Source organism: Staphylococcus sp. MZ3 (assembly GCF_018622755.1).
In the GTDB taxonomy this organism is placed as follows: Bacteria; Bacillota; Bacilli; order Staphylococcales; family Staphylococcaceae; genus Staphylococcus; species Staphylococcus aureus.
Window position 1 is genome coordinate 1,090,770 of record NZ_CP076026.1, and the last position, 21,521, is coordinate 1,112,290.

General features: G+C 32.6%; 23 protein-coding genes. 15 read left to right on the plus strand and 8 right to left on the minus strand.

All coding sequences use genetic code 11. The annotated features are described in order from the left end of the window. The 4 genes from rnjA to def all read right to left on the minus strand — a co-directional run bounded on the left by rnjA (position 1) and on the right by def (position 2,949). Positions 1-1,698, minus strand: coding sequence for a ribonuclease J1 (gene rnjA / locus KI230_RS05315; protein ID WP_000811375.1), 1,698 nt, complete (start codon positions 1,696-1,698; stop codon positions 1-3). Next, positions 1,698-1,916, minus strand: a complete 219-nt coding sequence (locus tag KI230_RS05320; protein WP_000257888.1) for a DNA-dependent RNA polymerase subunit epsilon — start codon at positions 1,914-1,916, stop codon at positions 1,698-1,700. The genes rnjA and KI230_RS05320 overlap by 1 nt, the downstream gene beginning before the upstream one ends. Before the next feature lie 28 nt (positions 1,917-1,944). After that, entirely contained in the window at positions 1,945-2,067 is a 123-nt protein-coding gene (locus tag KI230_RS05325; protein WP_001788599.1) for a hypothetical protein, read from the minus strand. Between the two features lie 330 nt (positions 2,068-2,397). Beyond that, the gene (gene def, locus KI230_RS05330; RefSeq protein ID WP_000957036.1) at positions 2,398-2,949 is read right to left on the minus strand and encodes a peptide deformylase; all 552 of its coding nucleotides are present in this window, start codon (positions 2,947-2,949) and stop codon (positions 2,398-2,400) included. Positions 2,950-3,313: 364 nt separating this feature from the next. Between def and KI230_RS05335 the strand changes: the two genes are divergently transcribed. The 13 genes from KI230_RS05335 (at position 3,314) to KI230_RS05395 (ending at position 15,703) form a co-directional block, all read left to right on the plus strand. After that, positions 3,314-3,940 carry a YkyA family protein gene (locus KI230_RS05335; RefSeq protein ID WP_000668339.1) on the plus strand — a complete coding sequence of 209 codons (627 nt, stop codon included), beginning with the start codon at positions 3,314-3,316 and terminating at the stop codon, positions 3,938-3,940. A 170-nt stretch (positions 3,941-4,110) separates the two neighbouring features. Then, positions 4,111-5,223, plus strand: a complete 1,113-nt coding sequence (pdhA, locus tag KI230_RS05340) for a pyruvate dehydrogenase (acetyl-transferring) E1 component subunit alpha (RefSeq protein ID WP_000035320.1) — start codon at positions 4,111-4,113, stop codon at positions 5,221-5,223. Between the two features lie 3 nt (positions 5,224-5,226). Beyond that, positions 5,227-6,204: an alpha-ketoacid dehydrogenase subunit beta gene (locus KI230_RS05345; protein ID WP_000068176.1), complete on the plus strand. Its 978-nt coding sequence runs from the start codon at positions 5,227-5,229 to the stop codon at positions 6,202-6,204. A 90-nt stretch (positions 6,205-6,294) separates the two neighbouring features. Beyond that, entirely contained in the window at positions 6,295-7,587 is a 1,293-nt protein-coding gene (locus tag KI230_RS05350) for a dihydrolipoamide acetyltransferase family protein (RefSeq protein ID WP_000863440.1), read from the plus strand. Positions 7,588-7,590: 3 nt separating this feature from the next. Further along, positions 7,591-8,997, plus strand: a complete 1,407-nt coding sequence (lpdA, locus tag KI230_RS05355) for a dihydrolipoyl dehydrogenase (protein WP_000260117.1) — start codon at positions 7,591-7,593, stop codon at positions 8,995-8,997. 167 nt (positions 8,998-9,164) lie between these two features. Continuing rightward, entirely contained in the window at positions 9,165-9,440 is a 276-nt protein-coding gene (locus KI230_RS05360) for a UPF0223 family protein (protein ID WP_000455589.1), read from the plus strand. A gap of 143 nt (positions 9,441-9,583) precedes the next feature. Beyond that, positions 9,584-10,123 (plus strand): helix-turn-helix domain-containing protein, encoded by a 540-nt coding sequence (locus KI230_RS05365; protein WP_001020625.1) that lies wholly within the window; start codon positions 9,584-9,586, stop codon positions 10,121-10,123. Between the two features lie 12 nt (positions 10,124-10,135). Further along, a complete protein-coding gene (locus KI230_RS05370) occupies positions 10,136-11,230 on the plus strand; it encodes an ABC transporter ATP-binding protein (RefSeq protein WP_000433551.1) in 1,095 nt (364 codons plus the stop codon). Continuing rightward, entirely contained in the window at positions 11,223-12,020 is a 798-nt protein-coding gene (locus KI230_RS05375; RefSeq protein WP_001246555.1) for an ABC transporter permease, read from the plus strand. The genes KI230_RS05370 and KI230_RS05375 overlap by 8 nt, the downstream gene beginning before the upstream one ends. Before the next feature lie 5 nt (positions 12,021-12,025). Next, the gene (locus KI230_RS05380; RefSeq protein WP_000872390.1) at positions 12,026-12,835 is read left to right on the plus strand and encodes an ABC transporter permease; all 810 of its coding nucleotides are present in this window, start codon (positions 12,026-12,028) and stop codon (positions 12,833-12,835) included. Then, a complete protein-coding gene (locus KI230_RS05385) occupies positions 12,835-13,908 on the plus strand; it encodes an ABC transporter substrate-binding protein (RefSeq protein ID WP_000819691.1) in 1,074 nt (357 codons plus the stop codon). The genes KI230_RS05380 and KI230_RS05385 overlap by 1 nt, the downstream gene beginning before the upstream one ends. 73 nt (positions 13,909-13,981) lie before the next feature. Then, a complete protein-coding gene (gene auxB / locus KI230_RS05390; RefSeq protein ID WP_000145504.1) occupies positions 13,982-15,001 on the plus strand; it encodes a lipoteichoic acid stability factor AuxB in 1,020 nt (339 codons plus the stop codon). Between the two features lie 282 nt (positions 15,002-15,283). Beyond that, positions 15,284-15,703, plus strand: a complete 420-nt coding sequence (locus KI230_RS05395; protein WP_001080466.1) for a DUF4064 domain-containing protein — start codon at positions 15,284-15,286, stop codon at positions 15,701-15,703. Positions 15,704-15,784: 81 nt separating this feature from the next. Here the strand turns inward: KI230_RS05395 and KI230_RS05400 are convergent, their stop codons facing one another. Then, positions 15,785-17,137: an Nramp family divalent metal transporter gene (locus KI230_RS05400; RefSeq protein WP_001060842.1), complete on the minus strand. Its 1,353-nt coding sequence runs from the start codon at positions 17,135-17,137 to the stop codon at positions 15,785-15,787. A gap of 183 nt (positions 17,138-17,320) precedes the next feature. Next, the gene (locus tag KI230_RS05405) at positions 17,321-17,935 is read right to left on the minus strand and encodes a YktB family protein (protein ID WP_000170598.1); all 615 of its coding nucleotides are present in this window, start codon (positions 17,933-17,935) and stop codon (positions 17,321-17,323) included. A gap of 156 nt (positions 17,936-18,091) precedes the next feature. Here KI230_RS05405 and KI230_RS05410 point away from each other — a divergent pair, with 156 nt between their 5' ends. Continuing rightward, complete coding sequence (locus KI230_RS05410) at positions 18,092-18,919, plus strand: inositol monophosphatase family protein (protein ID WP_001240316.1); 828 nt, start codon at positions 18,092-18,094, stop codon at positions 18,917-18,919. Positions 18,920-19,072: 153 nt separating this feature from the next. Here the strand turns inward: KI230_RS05410 and KI230_RS05415 are convergent, their stop codons facing one another. Further along, entirely contained in the window at positions 19,073-19,264 is a 192-nt protein-coding gene (locus KI230_RS05415) for a DUF5325 family protein (protein WP_000810620.1), read from the minus strand. 101 nt (positions 19,265-19,365) lie between these two features. Here KI230_RS05415 and typA point away from each other — a divergent pair, with 101 nt between their 5' ends. Then, a complete protein-coding gene (gene typA, locus KI230_RS05420; protein ID WP_000182654.1) occupies positions 19,366-21,213 on the plus strand; it encodes a translational GTPase TypA in 1,848 nt (615 codons plus the stop codon). Between the two features lie 139 nt (positions 21,214-21,352). Here the strand turns inward: typA and KI230_RS05425 are convergent, their stop codons facing one another. Next, positions 21,353-21,520: a YlaI family protein gene (locus KI230_RS05425; RefSeq protein ID WP_001250275.1), complete on the minus strand. Its 168-nt coding sequence runs from the start codon at positions 21,518-21,520 to the stop codon at positions 21,353-21,355. Position 21,521 lies beyond the last annotated feature (1 nt).

The window sequence follows — 21,521 nt, forward strand, 5'->3', positions numbered from 1 at the left end:
TTATTTATTGTTTGATTCTTTTTGTTCGTTTACCTTCATAATGACTGGTAAAATCATTGGTTTTCTAGCTGTTTTTTCAAATAAATAAGGTTGTAATGTTTCAATGATAGAAGATTTAATCTGATGCCATTGAATATCTTTATTTTGATTTAACTTACTAATAACATCAGTTTTGATTTTGCGTTGTGCATCATAAATTAATTGACCTGATTCCCTCATATATACAAATCCTCGAGAAATAATGTCTGGACCAGAAAGTAATTTATTTGTATTAAAATCAATACTAACAACAACGATAACTAAACCTTCTTCAGATAATAGCTTACGGTCTCTTATTACAACATTACCGATATCACCGATACCACTACCATCAACAAGTACATTACCAGATGGAATGCGACCAGCTTTACGTGCTGAATCGTGTGTTAAAGCTAAGACATCTCCAATATCAAAGATGAAGACATTATCTTCTTCAACGCCGCATTCAACACCAGTCTCACCATGTGCTTTTAACATACGGTATTCACCATGAATAGGTAAGAAATATTTCGGCTTGATTAATCGAAGCATTAATTGTTGATCACCTTGAGAACCATGCCCTGAAGTATGGATGTTAGAAATCTTGCTATGGATAACATCTGCACCAGCTTTATACAAGGAATTAATAGTTCTGTTAATACTTTTTGTATTACCTGGGATAGGTGATGAACTAAATACAACGGTATCTTCAGGTATAATTTTAATTTGCTTATGAGTACCATTAGCAATTCTAGATAATGCTGCCATTGGTTCACCTTGTGAACCAGTACATAGTATCAATAACTCATGCTTCGGTACGGTATTAATTTTATTAGGTTCAATAAATGTTTCAGGTGGTGCTTTAATATAACCAAGTTCCATACCGATTTTAATATTGTTTTCCATCGAACGACCGAACGTAACAATTTTACGGTTATTTTTGATAGCAGCTTCAACTGCTTGTTGAACTCGGTAAATATTAGAAGCGAAGGTAGCAAAAATAATACGACCTTTACAATTACGGAAGATCTTATCTACGTTTTGACCAACTTCACGTTCGCTTAAAGTAAAATCAGGCACAAGTGAATTTGTTGAGTCTGAAAGTAAACATAGAACGCCTTCTTCGCCTAATTGAGCCATTTTAGCAATGTTTGCTGGTTTGCCTACAGGTGTAAAATCAAATTTAAAGTCACCGGTATGAACTACTTTTCCTTCAGGTGTATCTACGATGACGCCATAAGTTTCAGGAATACTATGCGTAGTTAAGTAGAAAGAAATCGTAAAGTGCTTAGATTTAATCACACTGTCCTCATTGATTTCATTTAGTTTAGCAGTACGTAATAAATGATGTTCTTCAAGTTTATTACGGATTAAACCTAATGCTAAAGGACCACCATAAATAGGTATATTAAGTTGTTTTAATAGGAAGGGCACACCGCCTATATGGTCTTCGTGACCATGTGTTATAAATAGGCCAACAATTTTATCTTGGTTTTGAACTAGATATGTGTAGTCAGGTATAACATAATCAATCCCTAATAAGTTATCATCTGGGAATTTGATACCTGCATCGATAATGACAATTTCGTCTTTATACTCAACTGCATAAGTATTTTTACCGATTTCACCTAGACCTCCAAGTGCATATACACCTACTTCATTTGGATGTAATTGTTTCATTATTTAGCAATCTCCACATTAAAGTGTTCTGAGTTTTCTTTTTCGTAATCTAAATGTGCGCCCTCTAATTTAGTGATAAATTCGATATTAAAATTACGATCTTTCAAGTAACGACGTACTTGTTCTTCTGTTTGAGCTTCAACATAAAGTGATTGTGTATTTTCACGCACAATTACCTCGTCTCTGTTATGTTGATAAAAAACTTTAAATACTGCCATGTTAAAAATTCCTCCTAAGAATGTTTGTTTAATTTATTGTTAACCCTAGTAAAATCGTATTGGAGTATATATCGATAAATTCATTCCAATCATCTCTATAATGTAACTTAATAACGATTTGGTTAATAACTAGGTTCATCATGTCGTTCATTTTAAAAAATTAGTGAAATAACACTAAAATTTCAGTTAAATCTTATTTTACATGATGAATGATAATAAATAAAGCAGTTTATCTCACTAGAAATCGAAGTATTTCGAATAAATGTGCAGTTCTATTTATTAAAATAAATGTAGAGATTATAAATTAATGTTAAGAAAGAATTAAAGGATTTTATATGAAACGGTAAAATTTAAATGAGGGGATAAAAAGTTTGGTAGAAAGGTGAATATATTTAACTGTTGTTTATTCGAAAAAGTTGTACAAGAAAAAGCTTAGGACATCATATTTATCCTAAGCTTTGATAATTAGTAATAGTGTGTTTTAAACTTCTACTGCATCTGTATGTGGTTGTAATGGGTGGTCTTTGTCAATGTGATCATAGAACATTACACCATTTAAATGATCAATTTCATGTTGGAAAACAATTGCTGGATATCCTTTTAGACGTAATTGTATATCATTACCTTCGATGTCTTTGGCTTTAATTGTAATTCTATTATGACGGTGAACTAGACCAGCAACATTATCATCGACACTAAGGCAACCTTCACCAGTTGGTAAATAAGCTTCTTGAACGCTATGACTTACAATTTTTGGGTTCACAAGCATATAGTCATAAGATTTGCCACTGCCATCATCTGGTATTAAAACAGCAATCATACGTTTAGAGATATTAATTTGAGGTGCAGCCAAACCAACGCCTGAACGTAAACCATATCGTTTCGCGATTTCCTCATCTTGACTATTTACTAAAAACTCTCTCATGGCGATTAATGTTTCTTTTTCTTCTTTAGTTAATGGTAATTCTAACTCAGCTGCTTTTTGACGCAAAGTTGGATGACCATCTCTAATGATGTCTTTCATTGTTAACATATATTGCACCTTCCTTATTTTAATTTGTTTTAGTTGAATGACAGTAAAAAGGTTGTTAAGATACTCATACATTTTTATGTGTAAATATCTACAAAGTTAACCAACTACTGCCAATGTTTATTTTAGATAGTATATGTAAATTTTCAGATATGCTAATTGCTTAAAAAATGATTAAAGTGTTGGTTTCAAGCAATGATACTTTAGAAATTTATTTATCATCTTGACTTTAAAAATTATATTATAAATGACGTAACTGTCAACAGATATACTTAGTAATGAAGATGTGTAATGTAATTGTTTAAAATTGATTTCCAAGCAGATTTTATTTATCATTTAATTTAAATAGCAAGTGGAGGTACAAGTAATGAAATTTGGAAAAACAATCGCAGTAGTATTAGCATCTAGTGTCTTGCTTGCAGGATGTACTACGGATAAAAAAGAAATTAAGGCATATTTAAAGCAAGTGGATAAAATTAAAGATGATGAAGAACCAATTAAAACTGTTGGTAAGAAAATTGCTGAATTAGATGAGAAAAAGAAAAAATTAACTGAAGATGTCAATAGTAAAGATACAGCAGTTCGCGGTAAAGCAGTAAAAGACTTAATTAAAAATGCCGATGATCGTCTAAAGGAATTTGAAAAAGAAGAAGACGCAATTAAGAAGTCTGAACAAGACTTTAAGAAAGCAAAAAGTCACGTTGATAACATTGATAATGATGTTAAACGTAAAGAAGTAAAACAATTAGATGATGTATTAAAAGAAAAATATAAGTTACACAGTGATTACGCGAAAGCATATAAAAAGGCTGTAAACTCAGAGAAAACATTATTTAAATATTTAAATCAAAATGACGCGACACAACAAGGTGTTAACGAAAAATCAAAAGCAATAGAACAGAACTATAAAAAGTTAAAAGAAGTATCAGATAAGTATACGAAAGTACTAAATAAGGTTGGTAAAGAAAAGCAAGACGTTGATCAATTTAAATAATTAATATAATACAGATGGTAGGAAACAACTAATACAGTTCCTATTATCTGTATCTTTTTTTATTAAAACAGAACTTTTTCAAATGGTTTAACAGTCCCATTTATTTGTGGTACAATTAGTAAGGATAAAATGAATTTCTATACAATTATGGGAAAGGTATGGTGAATTGAATGGCTCCTAAGTTACAAGCCCAATTCGATGCAGTAAAAGTTTTAAATGATACTCAATCGAAATTTGAAATGGTTCAAATTTTGGACGAGAATGGTAACGTCGTAAATGAAGACTTAGTACCTGATCTTACGGATGAACAATTAGTAGAATTAATGGAAAGAATGGTATGGACTCGTATCCTTGATCAACGTTCTATCTCATTAAACAGACAAGGACGTTTAGGTTTCTATGCACCAACTGCTGGTCAAGAAGCATCACAATTAGCGTCACAATACGCTTTAGAAAAAGAAGATTACATTTTACCGGGATACAGAGATGTTCCTCAAATTATTTGGCATGGTTTACCATTAACTGAAGCTTTCTTATTCTCAAGAGGTCACTTCAAAGGAAATCAATTCCCTGAAGGCGTTAATGCATTGAGCCCACAAATTATTATCGGTGCACAATACATTCAAGCTGCTGGTGTTGCATTTGCACTTAAAAAACGTGGTAAAAATGCAGTTGCAATCACTTACACTGGTGACGGTGGTTCTTCACAAGGTGATTTCTACGAAGGTATTAACTTTGCAGCAGCTTATAAAGCACCTGCAATTTTCGTTATTCAAAACAATAACTATGCAATTTCAACACCAAGAAGCAAGCAAACTGCTGCTGAAACATTAGCTCAAAAAGCAATTGCTGTAGGTATTCCTGGTATCCAAGTTGATGGTATGGATGCGTTAGCTGTATATCAAGCAACTAAAGAAGCACGTGACCGCGCAGTTGCAGGTGAAGGTCCAACATTAATTGAAACTATGACATATCGTTATGGTCCTCATACAATGGCTGGTGACGATCCAACTCGTTACAGAACTTCAGACGAAGATGCTGAATGGGAGAAAAAAGACCCATTAGTACGTTTCCGTAAATTCCTTGAAAACAAAGGTTTATGGAATGAAGACAAAGAAAATGAAGTTATTGAACGTGCAAAAGCTGATATTAAAGCAGCAATTAAAGAGGCTGATAACACTGAAAAACAAACTGTTACTTCTCTAATGGAAATTATGTATGAAGATATGCCTCAAAACTTAGCAGAACAATATGAAATTTACAAAGAGAAGGAGTCGAAGTAAGCCATGGCACAAATGACAATGGTTCAAGCGATTAATGATGCGCTTAAAACTGAACTTAAAAATGACCAAGATGTTTTAATTTTTGGTGAAGACGTTGGTGTTAACGGCGGTGTTTTCCGTGTTACTGAAGGACTACAAAAAGAATTTGGTGAAGATAGAGTATTCGATACACCTTTAGCTGAATCAGGTATTGGTGGTTTAGCGATGGGTCTTGCAGTTGAAGGATTCCGTCCGGTTATGGAAGTACAATTCTTAGGTTTCGTATTCGAAGTATTTGATGCGATTGCTGGACAAATTGCACGTACTCGTTTCCGTTCAGGCGGTACTAAAACTGCACCTGTAACAATTCGTAGCCCATTTGGTGGTGGCGTACACACACCAGAATTACACGCAGATAACTTAGAAGGTATTTTAGCTCAATCTCCAGGTCTAAAGGTTGTTATTCCTTCAGGCCCATACGATGCGAAAGGTTTATTAATTTCTTCTATTAGAAGTAATGACCCAGTCGTATACTTAGAGCATATGAAATTGTATCGTTCATTCCGTGAAGAAGTACCTGAAGAAGAATATACAATTGACATTGGTAAGGCTAATGTGAAAAAAGAAGGTAATGACATTTCAATCATCACATACGGTGCAATGGTTCAAGAATCAATGAAAGCTGCAGAAGAACTTGAAAAAGATGGTTATTCTGTTGAAGTAATAGACTTACGTACTGTTCAACCAATCGATGTTGACACAATTGTAGCTTCAGTTGAAAAAACTGGTCGTGCAGTTGTAGTTCAAGAAGCACAACGTCAAGCTGGTGTTGGTGCAGCAGTTGTAGCTGAATTAAGTGAACGTGCAATCCTTTCATTAGAAGCACCTATTGGAAGAGTTGCAGCAGCAGATACAATTTATCCATTCACTCAAGCTGAAAATGTTTGGTTACCAAACAAAAATGACATCATCGAAAAAGCAAAAGAAACTTTAGAATTTTAATACATTTTAAAAGTTAACGAAGTTAGCGTATTTTAGTCTCATTGATTAAAATGAAATGTTTAATTTACGAAATCTTAGGAGGGCAAAAACGTGGCATTTGAATTTAGATTACCCGATATCGGGGAAGGTATCCACGAAGGTGAAATTGTAAAATGGTTTGTTAAAGCTGGAGATACTATTGAAGAAGACGATGTTTTAGCTGAGGTACAAAACGATAAATCAGTAGTAGAAATCCCATCACCAGTATCTGGTACTGTAGAAGAAGTTATGGTAGAAGAAGGTACAGTAGCTGTAGTTGGTGACGTTATTGTTAAAATCGATGCACCTGATGCAGAAGATATGCAATTTAAAGGTCATGATGATGATTCATCATCTAAAGAAGAACCTGCGAAAGAGGAAGCGCCAGCAGAGCAAGCACCTGTAGCTACTCAAACTGAAGAAGTAGATGAAAACAGAACTGTTAAAGCAATGCCTTCAGTACGTAAATACGCACGTGAAAAAGGTGTTAACATTAAAGCAGTTTCTGGATCTGGTAAAAATGGTCGTATTACAAAAGAAGATGTAGATGCATACTTAAATGGTGGTGCACCAACAGCTTCAAATGAATCAGCTGCTTCAGCTACAAGTGAAGAAGTTGCTGAAACTCCTGCAGCACCTGCAGCAGTAACATTAGAAGGCGACTTCCCAGAAACAACTGAAAAAATCCCTGCTATGCGTAGAGCAATTGCGAAAGCAATGGTTAACTCTAAGCATACTGCACCTCATGTAACATTAATGGATGAAATTGATGTTCAAGCATTATGGGATCACCGTAAGAAATTTAAAGAAATCGCAGCTGAACAAGGTACTAAGTTAACATTCTTACCTTATGTTGTTAAAGCACTTGTTTCTGCATTGAAAAAATACCCAGCACTTAACACTTCATTCAATGAAGAAGCTGGTGAAATCGTTCATAAACATTACTGGAATATTGGTATTGCAGCAGACACTGATAGAGGATTATTAGTACCTGTTGTTAAACATGCTGATCGTAAGTCTATTTTCCAAATTTCAGATGAAATTAATGAATTAGCTGTTAAAGCACGTGATGGTAAATTAACAGCCGATGAAATGAAAGGTGCTACATGCACAATCAGTAATATCGGTTCAGCTGGTGGACAATGGTTCACTCCAGTTATCAATCACCCAGAAGTAGCAATCTTAGGAATTGGCCGTATTGCTCAAAAACCTATCGTTAAAGATGGAGAAATTGTTGCAGCACCAGTATTAGCATTATCATTAAGCTTTGACCACAGACAAATTGATGGTGCAACTGGCCAAAATGCAATGAATCACATTAAACGTTTATTAAATAATCCAGAATTATTATTAATGGAGGGGTAAAACATGGTAGTTGGAGATTTCCCAATTGAAACAGATACTATAGTAATCGGAGCAGGTCCTGGTGGATACGTTGCAGCAATTCGTGCAGCTCAATTAGGACAAAAAGTAACAATCGTTGAGAAAGGTAATCTTGGTGGTGTTTGCTTAAACGTAGGATGTATTCCTTCAAAAGCATTACTACATGCTTCTCACCGTTTTGTTGAAGCACAACATTCTGAAAACTTAGGTGTTATTGCTGAAAGTGTTTCTTTAAACTTCCAAAAAGTTCAAGAATTCAAATCATCAGTTGTTAATAAATTAACTGGTGGTGTTGAAGGCTTACTTAAAGGTAACAAAGTTAACATCGTTAAAGGTGAAGCATATTTCGTAGATAACAATAGCTTACGTGTTATGGACGAAAAGAGCGCACAAACATACAACTTTAAAAATGCAATCATTGCAACAGGTTCAAGACCAATTGAAATTCCTAATTTCAAATTCGGTAAACGTGTTATCGACTCAACAGGTGCTTTAAACTTACAAGAAGTACCAGGTAAATTAGTTGTAGTTGGTGGAGGATACATTGGATCAGAATTAGGTACAGCATTTGCTAACTTTGGTTCAGAAGTAACCATCCTTGAAGGTGCTAAAGATATCTTAGGTGGCTTCGAAAAACAAATGACACAACCTGTTAAAAAAGGTATGAAAGAAAAAGGTGTTGAAATCGTTACTGAAGCTATGGCTAAATCAGCTGAAGAAACAGATAACGGAGTTAAAGTTACTTATGAAGCTAAAGGCGAAGAGAAAACAATCGAAGCTGATTATGTATTAGTAACTGTAGGTCGTCGTCCAAACACAGACGAATTAGGCCTAGAAGAATTAGGTGTTAAATTCGCTGACCGTGGATTATTAGAAGTTGATAAACAAAGCCGTACGTCTATCAGCAATATCTATGCAATTGGTGATATCGTTCCAGGTTTACCACTTGCTCACAAAGCTAGCTATGAAGCTAAAGTTGCTGCTGAAGCAATTGATGGTCAAGCTGCTGAAGTTGATTACATTGGTATGCCAGCAGTATGCTTTACTGAACCAGAATTAGCTACAGTTGGTTATTCAGAAGCGCAAGCTAAAGAAGAAGGTTTAGCAATTAAAGCTTCTAAATTCCCATATGCAGCAAATGGTCGTGCATTATCATTAGATGATACTAACGGATTTGTTAAACTTATTACACTTAAAGAAGATGATACTTTAATCGGTGCTCAAGTAGTTGGTACTGGTGCATCAGATATTATCTCTGAATTAGGTTTAGCAATTGAAGCTGGTATGAATGCTGAAGATATCGCATTAACAATCCATGCACATCCAACATTAGGTGAGATGACTATGGAAGCAGCAGAAAAAGCTATCGGATACCCAATCCATACAATGTAATAACTGATTATCTATAAAGATTCAGTCATTAAAAGCTGTAGCATATGCTACGGCTTTTTTGTTTTAGGTAAAGTAATGTAAGGAAATTGATTTGAGATATCGTTAACATGTGACATGCATGTTATACTAGCGATGCTAACAAAAGAATTGAAATGGAGGGTTCAACAATGGAATATGAGTATCCAATTGATTTAGACTGGAGTAATGAAGAGATGATTTCAGTGATAAATTTCTTTAATCATGTAGAGAAGTATTATGAATCCGGCGTGACGGCAGGCGACTTTATGGATGCATATAAAAGATTTAAAGAAATTGTGCCTGCTAAAGCAGAGGAAAAACAAATTTTTAATACTTTCGAAAAAAGTAGTGGCTATAATAGTTACAAAGCAGTTCAAGATGTAAAAACTCACTCTGAAGAACAAAGAGTAACAGCTAAAAAATAATTCGTTCGAAATTAACACAATTTAATAGGATTTTTTCTTTAAAACTATTGCTAATAAAGCTATATTTTGATACCTTTATCAAGTGTTAAACAAAATGTTTGATAAAAGTAAACTTAATATAGCTTTTTTAGGTGGAAAAATAAATGAACATAGGTAATAAAATTAAAAATCTTAGAAGAATTAAAAATTTAACGCAAGAAGAACTTGCTGAACGTACAGACTTATCGAAAGGCTACATTTCACAAATAGAAAGTGAACATGCCTCACCAAGTATGGAAACTTTCTTAAATATTATAGAGGTGTTAGGAACGACGCCAAGTGAATTTTTTAAAGACAGTGAAAATGAAAAAGTATTATACAAGAAGGAAGAACAAGTTATTTATGATGAGTATGATGAAGGTTATATATTAAATTGGTTAGTTTCAAAGTCAAATGAATATGATATGGAGCCATTAATATTAACTTTAAAGCCTGGAGCATCATATAAAAATTTTAATCCATCAGAGTCTGATACGTTTATTTATTGTATGTCAGGTCAGATAACACTTAATTTAGGCAAAGAGATATATCAAGCACAAGAAGAAGACGTTTTGTATTTTAAAGCACGAGATAATCATCGTTTGTCAAACGAATCAAACAATGAAACACGAATACTTATTGTAGCGACAGCTTCATATTTATAGGGGGGATCTTATTTGGAACCGTTATTATCATTAAAATCAGTTAGTAAAAGCTATGATGATCTTAATATCTTAGATGACATAGATATTGATATTGAATCAGGATACTTTTATACATTATTAGGTCCTTCAGGTTGTGGTAAAACAACAATTTTAAAATTAATTGCAGGGTTTGAATATCCTGACAGTGGTGAAGTGATTTATCAAAACAAACCAATTGGTAATTTACCACCAAATAAACGTAAAGTGAATACAGTCTTTCAAGATTATGCATTATTTCCACACTTAAACGTCTATGATAATATCGCTTTTGGTTTGAAATTAAAAAAATTATCAAAAACCGAAATTGATCAAAAAGTAACTGAGGCATTAAAATTAGTAAAACTTTCAGGTTATGAAAAAAGAAATATTAATGAAATGAGTGGCGGACAAAAGCAACGTGTTGCAATTGCACGTGCTATCGTAAATGAACCAGAAATATTATTGTTAGATGAATCTTTATCTGCATTAGATTTGAAATTGCGTACTGAAATGCAATATGAATTACGAGAATTGCAATCTAGATTAGGTATTACATTTATATTTGTAACACATGATCAAGAAGAAGCGTTAGCATTAAGTGACTTTCTTTTTGTATTAAAAGATGGGAAAATTCAACAATTTGGCACACCAACAGATATATATGACGAACCAGTGAATCGATTTGTAGCTGATTTTATTGGAGAATCTAATATTGTTGAAGGGCGCATGGTTAGAGATTATGTCGTGAATATTTATGGGCAAGATTTCGAATGTGTCGATATGGGTATTCCTGAAAATAAAAAAGTAGAAGTCGTTATTCGACCAGAAGATATATCATTAATCAAAGCTGAAGAAGGATTATTTAAAGCAACTGTTGATTCTATGTTATTTAGAGGGGTCCACTATGAAATATGTTGTATAGACAATAAAGGTTATGAATGGGTAATACAAACGACTAAAAAAGCTGAAGTAGGCAGTGAAGTTGGTCTTTATTTTGATCCTGAAGCCATTCATATTATGGTTCCTGGAGAAACAGAAGAAGAATTTGATAAACGTATTGAAAGCTATGAGGAAGTAGACAATGCGTAATACTAATAAATTTCTCTTAATCCCGTATTTACTATGGATGGTTATATTTATTATTGTACCAGTTGTATTACTCATTTATTTTTCATTTTTAGATATCAATGGACATTTTAGTTTCACGAATTATCAACAAATTTTTACTACAAAATATTTGAAAATGTTTGCATATTCAATTTTATATGCCGCTTTAATAACAATTATTACGTTGGCTATCAGTTATCCAGCTGCCTATTATATTACTCGTTCGAAATTTCAAAATATCTTATTAATGATAATGATTATTCCAACATGGATAAATTTATTGTTAAAGACATATGCTTTTATAGGTTTATTAAGTCATGATGGCGTGATTAATCAATTTTTCCACTTATTTAATTTACCATCATTTAATCTGTTATTTACAACTGGTGCGTTTTTAGTAGTAGCAAGTTATATTTATATACCATTTATGATTTTACCTATATTTAATAGCATGAAAGCAATTCCTAATAATTTATTGCAGGCCTCAAGTGATTTAGGTGCTAGTCCTTTCTATACTTTTAGAAAAGTAATCATGCCGTTAACAAAAGAAGGTGTTATGACTGGAATTCAAGTAACCTTTATTCCATCACTTTCATTATTTATGATTACAAGATTAATTGCAGGTAATAAAGTCATAAATATAGGTACGGCAATAGAGGAACAATTTTTAACAATTCAAAATTATGGTATGGGATCAACTATAGCTATATTCTTAATTGTATTTATGGCATTCATTTTAATCATTACAAAATCATCTAATGGGAGAGGGTGAATCATATGAAATGGTATGGAAAGCTGTATATCGGGATACTTTTAGCGATTTTATACATCCCAATATTCTTTTTAATGTTCTATTCATTCAATTCGGCTGGTAATATGATTCACTTTGAACATTTTACATTAGAGCATTATCAATCATTATTTCAAAATGATCATTTAATGTCGGTCATTTTTAATACGATAGCTGTAGCACTTTTAGCAGCCTCAATTTCTACAGTTATTGGTACATTTGGTGCCATTGCTATTTATTATTTAAGAAATAAAAAGTTTAAAGTAACTTTACTAACATTGAATAATGTCTTGATGGTATCATCCGACGTTGTCATAGGTGCATCATTCTTAATTATGTTTACAACGATTGGCCATTTTACTGGTCTTGGTTTAGGATTTTGGACAGTTCTAATATCTCATATTGCATTTTGCATACCTATAGTTGTGATTATCGTCTTACCACAACTGTATGAAATGAATAATAATATGTTAAATGCTGCAAGAGATTTAGGAGCGACTGAACCACAATTATTAAGCAACATTATTATTCCTAATATTTTACCTTCTATTATAGGAGGATTCTTTATGGCTTTAACTTATTCACTAGACGATTTCACAGTAAGTTTCTTCGTTACTGGTAATGGCTTTAGTGTGTTATCAGTTGAAGTTTATGCTATGGCGAGAAAAGGAATTAGTATGGAAATTAATGCGATTTCAACATTATTGTTTGCTGTTATTGTATTAGGAATACTAGGATATTATTTGATTCAATACGTGATAAATAAGAAAAAACTAATCAAGCGAGGTGTAAAATAATGAAACGTTTTTTACAACTCATTATAGGTGCATTAGTTGTGGGTATGCTTTGTCTTACTTTAAGTCATTGGTTTAAATCTAAAGAACAAGTGCATACAAATCAAAAAATTTACGTATACAATTGGGGCGAATATATTGATCCAGAGTTAATTAAGAAATTTGAAAAAGAAACTGGCATTCAAGTCGTTTATGAAACTTTCGATTCAAATGAAGCGATGGAAGCCAAAATTCGCAATGGCGGTACACATTATGATGTTGCTTTTCCTAGTGAATATACAGTTCAAAAATTGAAAAGAGATCATTTATTGTTACCAATAGATCATAATAAGGTACCTAATATTAAAAATTTAGATTCAGATTATATGAATATGTCATTTGATAGAGGCAATAAATATTCTTTACCTTATTTCTTTGGAACTGTAGGTATTTTATATAATAAAGAAAAGTATCCAAATGAATCATTTGATAGTTGGAAGTCATTGTATAATCCTAAATTTAAAAACCAAATTTTACTAGTTGACGGTGCTAGAGAGATTATAGGCATGAGTTTGAATAAACTTGGGTATAATCTAAATGACCGTAATTCGCACCATTTAAAAGAAGCAGAGCGAGATTTAACCAAACTAGCACCACAAGTAAGAGGTGTCGTAGGTGATGAAATTACCATGATGCTTCAACAAAATGAAGGTAACATAGCGGTTGTTTGGAGTGGTGTTGCAGCACCTCTAGTGCAAGAAGGGGATAAATATAACTATGTTATTCCTAAAGAAGGATCGAATTTATGGTTCGACAATATGGTAATTCCAAAAACGGCACAAAATAAAGAGGGTGCATATAAATTTATGAATTTTTTATTAGATGCTAAAAATAACAAGCAGAATACAGAATTCGTAGGCTATGCAACGCCAAACAAGGCTGCTCGACAATTGTTGCCTAAAGAGGTTAAAGACGACCATCGTTTCTATCCGACTAAGAAAGAGCAAGAACGCCTTGAAGTTTATAAAGATTTAGGACCTGAAGTTTTAAGTGAATACAATGAAAACTTTTTGAATTTCAAAATGTCATTAAAATAAAATCATAAATAGTAGTTATTTACTGTATATTTAGTTATAATAACGGGATAAGTACTATAAGGAGTTGTAACGAATGACTGGAGAACAATTTACTCAAATTAAACGTCCAGTAAGTAGATTAACTGAAAAAGTTCTAGGTTGGTTATGTTGGGTGATGTTATTAGTGCTTACTGTCATTACGATGTTTATAGCACTTGTTTCATTCAGTAATAACACATCGATTGCTAATCTTGAAAATACATTAAACAATAATGCATTTATCCAGCAATTATTAGCTGGAAATGGCTATAATACAACACAATTTGTAATATGGTTACAAAATGGTATATGGGCTATTATCGTTTACTTTATTGTTTGTTTGTTGATTTCATTTTTAGCTCTCATATCTATGAATATAAGAATCTTGTCAGGTTTCTTATTCTTAATATCAGCAATTGTAACGATTCCTTTAGTTTTACTTATCGTTACTTTAATCATTCCGATATTATTCTTTATTATTGCGATGATGCTATTTATAAGAAAAGATAAAGTTGAAATGGTTGCGCCACAATATTATGAAGAGTATAACGGACCGATTTATGATTATCGTGAACCTGTGTATGAGCGCCCCCAACCGAAAGATGATTATTATGATGTGCCTAAATATGAAAAAGAATTGGATAAATCAAATACTGTATATGATCAAGAACAGGAAAGAGATAAATATGATCAATTTCCTAAACGTGCAGTTGAAAGTGAATATAATCATGATGAGCGCACTGAGGAAGAACCATCAGTATTATCCAGACAGGCTAAATACAAACAAAAAAGTACTGAAGAACTAGGTATTGAAGATGATGGTTATTATGCAGAATCTGAAGTTGATCCAAAAGAATTGAAAGCACAACAAAAGCGAGAAAAAGCTGAAATTAAAGCTAAGAAAAAAGAAAAACGTAAAGCTTATAACCAACGAATGAAAGAACGTAGGAAAAATCAACCTAGCGCAGTTAGTCAACGTCGAATGAATTTTGAAGAGCGACGTCAAATTTACAACAATGATATTTCTGAAGAACGCAATTCAAGTGAAGTTAAGGACAAAAAAGAGCAAGAATAAATATTGATGATACCCAGATTAGTAAGTAGAGGTCTTTTGCTTATTAATCTGGGTTTTTATATGAGGTTAATTATCGATAACGTTTAATTAAAGTGTTTAGGTGTCATAATTTTAAATGACGATTTCTCATTACCATACACCTAAATTATCATCAATCTGAATTCAGATGTTTATTATAAAAATTAGATGAAAAATATGTTAATATACAAGTAATTTAATGTGCGTATATCTATAGGCTCGTAGTATACTTATTAAAATATTAAACAAAGAAAGGATTTTAAGATGAATAGAAAACCTGAATTAATCATGGCTTGGATTGCAAATAGTATTAGTATTATTTATTTATTAGTTATGGGGCTATCCTATTTTTCTTTAAAAAGTGGTAATGCATCACAACGTGAAGAATTAGCGAAGCAATTATCTCAGAACGGTGGCAATGTTTCTTTAGATATGCTTCAGACAACAATGGGTGCATTAGCAATTATTTTATTAATTTCAACACTTTATGGTATATTTGCGACAATTTGTATTAAAGGGCGTAGAAAATTATCGATTATACTTTTTGTTATAGCGATAATTGTAAGTTTGATGGCTCTTAATTTAATTGCAATTGTCTTATGGGTTATCGTGATGATTATGTTGATTTCTAAAAAAGAATCAAAAGAAACTACACATAAGGACGATGAGTATATTTATCATTAATATGTTCATAGAAAAAGAAAAACCATTAAAATGTTAAGTTGTTAATTATTAGATACAACCAGCATTTTAATGGTTTTATTTTTAACTTTGTAGTTCTTGGAATGTTTGAACGATTAAATAGACATTTAAAATACTTAGAATAATAATAAGTGTCCATGAAATGATATTAACCCATGTTTTATTATAGAAAGGTCCCATCAAGTCTTTATTACTAGTAGCCAATTGTAATGGTATTAAACAGAATGGCAGAGCAATACTTAAAAATACTTGAGAGAATACAAGTAGTTGCTCAATTTTAGCTGCATTACCTTTAAAAATGATTAAGCATACGATAACAGGAATGACAGCAAGGGAACGTGTAATTAAACGTCTTAACCAATTTGGTATGTGTAATCTTAAAAATCCTTCCATTACAATTTGTCCTGCTAAAGTACCAGTAATCGTTGAATTTTGACCTGACGCTAATAATGCAACTGCAAATAATGTACTCATGATTGCACCCATTGTTGCACCTAGTACAGGTTCAGTTTTTAAGGCGTGATATAAATCATAGAAACCACCTAAATCGTCAGCGTTTGAGTTGAAAAATAGTGATGCTCCTAACACTAATAATAAGCAATTGACTACAAATGCGATTGATAACTGAATGTTCGAATCTATCGTAGCAAATTTAATCGCTTGGGCCTTTTCTTCATTGTTATGTCTTGAGTATGTTCTAGATTGTACAATTGATGAATGTAAGTACAAATTATGAGGCATAATTGTAGCGCCAATAATACCTAATGCAATATAGAGAATGCCGTTATTTGTAATGATTTCACTATGTGGTATAAATCCATTTAACACAGCGTTCAACTGTGGTGATGAAATATAGACTTCAAATATAAAGATGAATAACACTGTGAAAATTAATGTACCAACAATAGCTTCAATTTTTCTAAAACCATATTTCATTATAAATAGTAGTAAAAATACATCAAGTACAGTTATTAGTGCACCGACGATTAAAGGTATGTTAAATAGGAGATTAAGAGCAATAGCACTACCAATTACCTCAGCAATATCTGTGGCGATAATTGCTAGTTCTGCAATGATCCAAAATATTATAGCAATAGGTCTTGATAAATAATGTCGTGTCATTTGAGCTAAGTCCATACCTGTTGCTATTCCTAATCTCACTGTCATGCTTTGAAGTAACATTGCTGATAAACTTGAAATAAGAATTACGAATAGCAAAGTATAGCCATATTGCGCGCCACCTTGCATTGATGTTATCCAGTTTCCGGGATCCATGTAACCAACAGCGACTAATAACCCAGGTCCAAGAAATGATAAAAATTTCTGTTTATTTGAACTGCGATGATCGAATTTAATTGTATTGTTTATTTCGTCTAAACTTAATTGTTCATTTGTTGAATGTCGTTTATTATTCATTTTGACTCACCTCTACTTCTTATGGACAATATAATAACCTAATAAAATGTTTAGGTCAACCTAAATTTATTTTAATTTTTTTAAAAGCCTGAATTATTATGTTGAACGTTCGATTTAATATTAAGAAAAAAGAGCACGAAATCATGGATGTGATTAAGTGCTCTATTATTTAAACAAAGTTATTTATGCAGAATAAAATGGTAAGAACTGATCGAAGGTTTCTTCTAAAAATGCAATAAATGCTTTGTCACTTTTTAATCTTTTATCTTGTGGTGTGATTGCACGCGCTATAAAGAATTCACCTTTTTTCACATTGATGGCTCTTTGTATCGCTTCTTTTAAATCATCATCCGTTAAATCTTTAATAAATGGTTTATCAGGTTTCATATGATCTAAGCAAACACGATAATCGTCAGGTAATTGTTGAATAGCTTTAAATTTTCTTTCAAAAACTTTTGCACGTGTTGCTTTATCTTTTGCTTCATGCATGATTCCAAACATAACAAACAGTTGATCTTCAAACATACCAATTTGGAAATGAGGTAACATTTTATAGCCTCTTTTGTTTGTTGCAAAAGCAACCCATGTATCTTTAGGAGGATTCACACTTCTTCTAGCATGCTTTGCTACGTGAGGATAAAATGTTTCACCAGTTTGACTTGTAAAGAAGTCACTAAAATATTCTCCTAATTCATGGAGTTGTGGTCGTATGTATTCGTTTAAAGCTTCCATTCGTGCGTCTAAGCCTTCTACGTTGAACGCTTTGAAATCTTTAGGTTTAAATGTATATTTTGTCATAGAGTACCTCCTGTATAGTATTTAAAAATATTGTAGCATATGTTTTATCAATTGCGGCTTAAGACGCTCTCATTAAAATTAGTATTTTCATTTTTATCATAAGAAGTTATTTTTATAAAATGTTGATGTATAATAAAGATGTTAGGAGATGATGTTATGGCACTTTATGGATTTGCCCAAGGACTTATTCAAGAAGCAGGAATTAGAATTAAACAATTGATGGAGCAAAATTTAACAATTGAAACAAAGTCAAATCCGAATGACCTTGTTACAAATGTAGATAAAGCAACAGAAGATTTCATTTTTGATACAATTTTAGAAACATATCCCAATCATCAAGTATTAGGTGAAGAAGGGCATGGTCATGACATCGATACTTCCAAAGGTACGGTATGGGTTGTTGACCCAATAGACGGTACATTGAATTTTGTTCATCAACAAGAAAATTTCGCAATTTCAATTGGTATTTATATCGATGGTAAACCTTATGCAGGTTTTGTATATGATGTTATGGCTGACGTCTTATATCATGCTAAAGTAGGGGAAGGTGCATATCGTGGTAGCCAACCCTTGAAACCATTGAATGATTCTAATCTAAGACAAAGCATTATTGGGATCAATCCGAACTGGTTAACTAAACCAATTTTAGGAGAAATCTTTAAAGAAATTGTTAATGATTCTAGAAGTGCAAGGGCATATGGTAGTGCAGCGCTTGAAATCGTTTCAGTTGCTACAGGTAATTTAGAAGCATATATGACGCCAAGACTTCAACCATGGGATTTTGCTGGCGGATTGGTTATTTTATATGAAGTAAATGGACAAGCTTCCAATTTACTAGGAGAACCATTAACAATTAGTGGTCCAAATTCAATCTTAGTTGGAAATCGTGGTCTCCATCAAGAAATTAGCAATGATTATTTAGAGCCCCACCATGATGCGTTAATACAATTACATGAACAACGATTTAAAAGAAAATCAAAATAATTACCAAAAGCGTAATATGAAGTCCTAACAATTAGGTAACATATTACGCTTTTATACCTTAAATAATAAAAACACGCGCCAATATAAAACCAGTTAAATGTTCATCATGAACATGTGTGGTCTTAAATCAACGCGTGTTATTGTCGATATAACTTATAGCCAATCGTTTTCTCGATATTTTTTCTTTGTAGTAAATCCAATTCCAAAGGTTGCAACGAGTAATATAAATGTTAAAATCATCATTGGTACATTTGATGCACCAACAGCAAAACTAAATAATACTAAGAAAACAACAGCTAATATAGAAAATACCCAAAAGATATTTTTAGATTTTTTTTGTTTCATCCTATCCCCACCTTTTGCTTATCTTTTCTCAATTATATGATATAATAAAAAAGTTGTAATTAAAAGTGGGATTTTACTTAAGAAAGAAGGAAACTATTTATATGACTAATAAAAGAGAAGATGTCCGCAATATAGCAATTATTGCTCACGTTGACCATGGTAAAACAACTTTAGTAGATGAGTTGTTAAAACAATCTGGTATATTCAGAGAAAATGAACATGTCGATGAACGTGCAATGGACTCTAACGATATCGAAAGAGAGCGTGGAATTACGATTCTAGCCAAAAATACGGCTGTTGATTATAAAGGTACACGTATTAATATTTTGGATACACCAGGACATGCAGACTTTGGTGGAGAAGTAGAACGTATTATGAAAATGGTTGATGGGGTTGTCTTAGTAGTAGATGCGTATGAAGGTACAATGCCTCAAACACGTTTTGTACTTAAAAAAGCGCTAGAACAAAACCTGAAACCTGTTGTTGTTGTTAATAAAATTGATAAACCATCAGCACGTCCAGAGGGTGTTGTAGATGAAGTTTTAGATTTATTTATTGAATTAGAAGCAAACGATGAACAATTAGAATTCCCTGTTGTTTATGCTTCAGCAGTAAATGGTACAGCTAGCTTAGATCCTGAAAAGCAAGATGATAATTTACAATCATTATATGAAACAATTATTGATTATGTACCAGCTCCAATTGATAACAGTGATGAGCCATTACAATTCCAAGTAGCATTGTTGGACTACAATGATTATGTTGGACGTATTGGTATTGGTCGTGTATTCAGAGGTAAAATGCGTGTCGGAGATAATGTATCACTAATTAAATTAGACGGTACAGTGAAAAACTTCCGTGTAACTAAAATCTTTGGTTACTTTGGATTAAAACGTTTAGAAATTGAAGAAGCACAAGCTGGAGATTTAATTGCTGTTTCAGGTATGGAAGACATTAATGTTGGTGAAACTGTAACACCACATGACCATCAAGAAGCATTGCCAGTTCTACGTATTGATGAGCCTACTCTTGAAATGACATTTAAAGTTAACAATTCTCCATTTGCTGGCCGTGAAGGTGACTTTGTAACAGCACGTCAAATTCAAGAACGTTTAAATCAACAATTAGAAACAGATGTATCTTTGAAAGTTTCTAACACAGATTCTCCAGATACATGGGTAGTTGCTGGTCGCGGTGAATTGCATTTATCAATCCTTATTGAAAATATGCGTCGTGAAGGTTATGAATTACAAGTTTCAAAACCACAAGTAATTATTAAAGAAATAGATGGTGTAATGTGTGAACCATTTGAACGTGTGCAATGTGAAGTGCCACAAGAAAATGCAGGTGCTGTTATTGAATCATTAGGTGCACGTAAAGGTGAAATGGTTGATATGACTACAACTGATAATGGACTTACACGTTTAATCTTTAATGTACCGGCTCGTGGTATGATTGGTTATACGACTGAATTTATGTCAATGACAAGAGGTTACGGTATTATTAACCATACATTTGAAGAATTTAGACCACGTATTAAAGCACAAATTGGCGGTCGTCGTAATGGTGCATTAATTTCAATGGATCAAGGTTCTGCAAGTACTTATGCCATTTTGGGACTTGAAGATAGAGGTGTAAACTTCATGGAACCTGGTACTGAAGTTTATGAAGGTATGATTGTTGGTGAACATAATCGTGAAAATGATTTAACTGTTAACATTACTAAAACAAAACATCAAACTAACGTACGTTCTGCAACGAAAGACCAAACACAAACAATGAATAGACCGCGTATTCTAACATTGGAAGAAGCGTTACAATTCATTAATGATGATGAACTTGTTGAGGTTACACCAGAAAGCATACGTTTAAGAAAGAAAATTTTAAACAAAAATGTTCGTGAAAAAGAAGCAAAGCGTATCAAACAAATGATGCAAGAAAACGAATAATTTAACATAATAAAAGAGAAGCTGAGCGATGAAAGTTGCTTAGCTTCTCTTTTGGGATATAATATTTGAAAAAGTGTTTAAATGCTATTATTTCCTGTTACTTTCACATTTTCAAATTTCTAACTTGTTTATTCAGATATTAATCGAGCGGATAGTGTTGCGCACGTTGTTTAGGTGTGTCTAATCGACTTTTACAATCATCGCACATAAATGTTCGAATAGGATTGTTTTTAAGTCGTTTAGACTCAGTTGTGCGCTCATCTATAAATACTTTTGCATCACAGATAATGCATTGCACTTGTCTCAAA

Coding starts and splice junctions, on each gene's coding strand:
- rnjA (WP_000811375.1), bottom strand. CDS start 1,698: ATGAAACAATTACATCCAAATGAAGTAGGTGTATATGCACTTGGAGGT.
- KI230_RS05320 (WP_000257888.1), bottom strand. CDS start 1,916: ATGGCAGTATTTAAAGTTTTTTATCAACATAACAGAGACGAGGTAATT.
- KI230_RS05325 (WP_001788599.1), bottom strand. CDS start 2,067: ATGAACGACATGATGAACCTAGTTATTAACCAAATCGTTATTAAGTTA.
- def (WP_000957036.1), bottom strand. CDS start 2,949: ATGTTAACAATGAAAGACATCATTAGAGATGGTCATCCAACTTTGCGT.
- KI230_RS05335 (WP_000668339.1), top strand. CDS start 3,314: ATGAAATTTGGAAAAACAATCGCAGTAGTATTAGCATCTAGTGTCTTG.
- pdhA (WP_000035320.1), top strand. CDS start 4,111: ATGGCTCCTAAGTTACAAGCCCAATTCGATGCAGTAAAAGTTTTAAAT.
- KI230_RS05345 (WP_000068176.1), top strand. CDS start 5,227: ATGGCACAAATGACAATGGTTCAAGCGATTAATGATGCGCTTAAAACT.
- lpdA (WP_000260117.1), top strand. CDS start 7,591: ATGGTAGTTGGAGATTTCCCAATTGAAACAGATACTATAGTAATCGGA.
- KI230_RS05360 (WP_000455589.1), top strand. CDS start 9,165: ATGGAATATGAGTATCCAATTGATTTAGACTGGAGTAATGAAGAGATG.
- KI230_RS05365 (WP_001020625.1), top strand. CDS start 9,584: ATGAACATAGGTAATAAAATTAAAAATCTTAGAAGAATTAAAAATTTA.
- KI230_RS05375 (WP_001246555.1), top strand. CDS start 11,223: ATGCGTAATACTAATAAATTTCTCTTAATCCCGTATTTACTATGGATG.
- KI230_RS05380 (WP_000872390.1), top strand. CDS start 12,026: ATGAAATGGTATGGAAAGCTGTATATCGGGATACTTTTAGCGATTTTA.
- KI230_RS05385 (WP_000819691.1), top strand. CDS start 12,835: ATGAAACGTTTTTTACAACTCATTATAGGTGCATTAGTTGTGGGTATG.
- auxB (WP_000145504.1), top strand. CDS start 13,982: ATGACTGGAGAACAATTTACTCAAATTAAACGTCCAGTAAGTAGATTA.
- KI230_RS05395 (WP_001080466.1), top strand. CDS start 15,284: ATGAATAGAAAACCTGAATTAATCATGGCTTGGATTGCAAATAGTATT.
- KI230_RS05400 (WP_001060842.1), bottom strand. CDS start 17,137: ATGAATAATAAACGACATTCAACAAATGAACAATTAAGTTTAGACGAA.
- KI230_RS05405 (WP_000170598.1), bottom strand. CDS start 17,935: ATGACAAAATATACATTTAAACCTAAAGATTTCAAAGCGTTCAACGTA.
- KI230_RS05410 (WP_001240316.1), top strand. CDS start 18,092: ATGGCACTTTATGGATTTGCCCAAGGACTTATTCAAGAAGCAGGAATT.
- KI230_RS05415 (WP_000810620.1), bottom strand. CDS start 19,264: ATGAAACAAAAAAAATCTAAAAATATCTTTTGGGTATTTTCTATATTA.
- typA (WP_000182654.1), top strand. CDS start 19,366: ATGACTAATAAAAGAGAAGATGTCCGCAATATAGCAATTATTGCTCAC.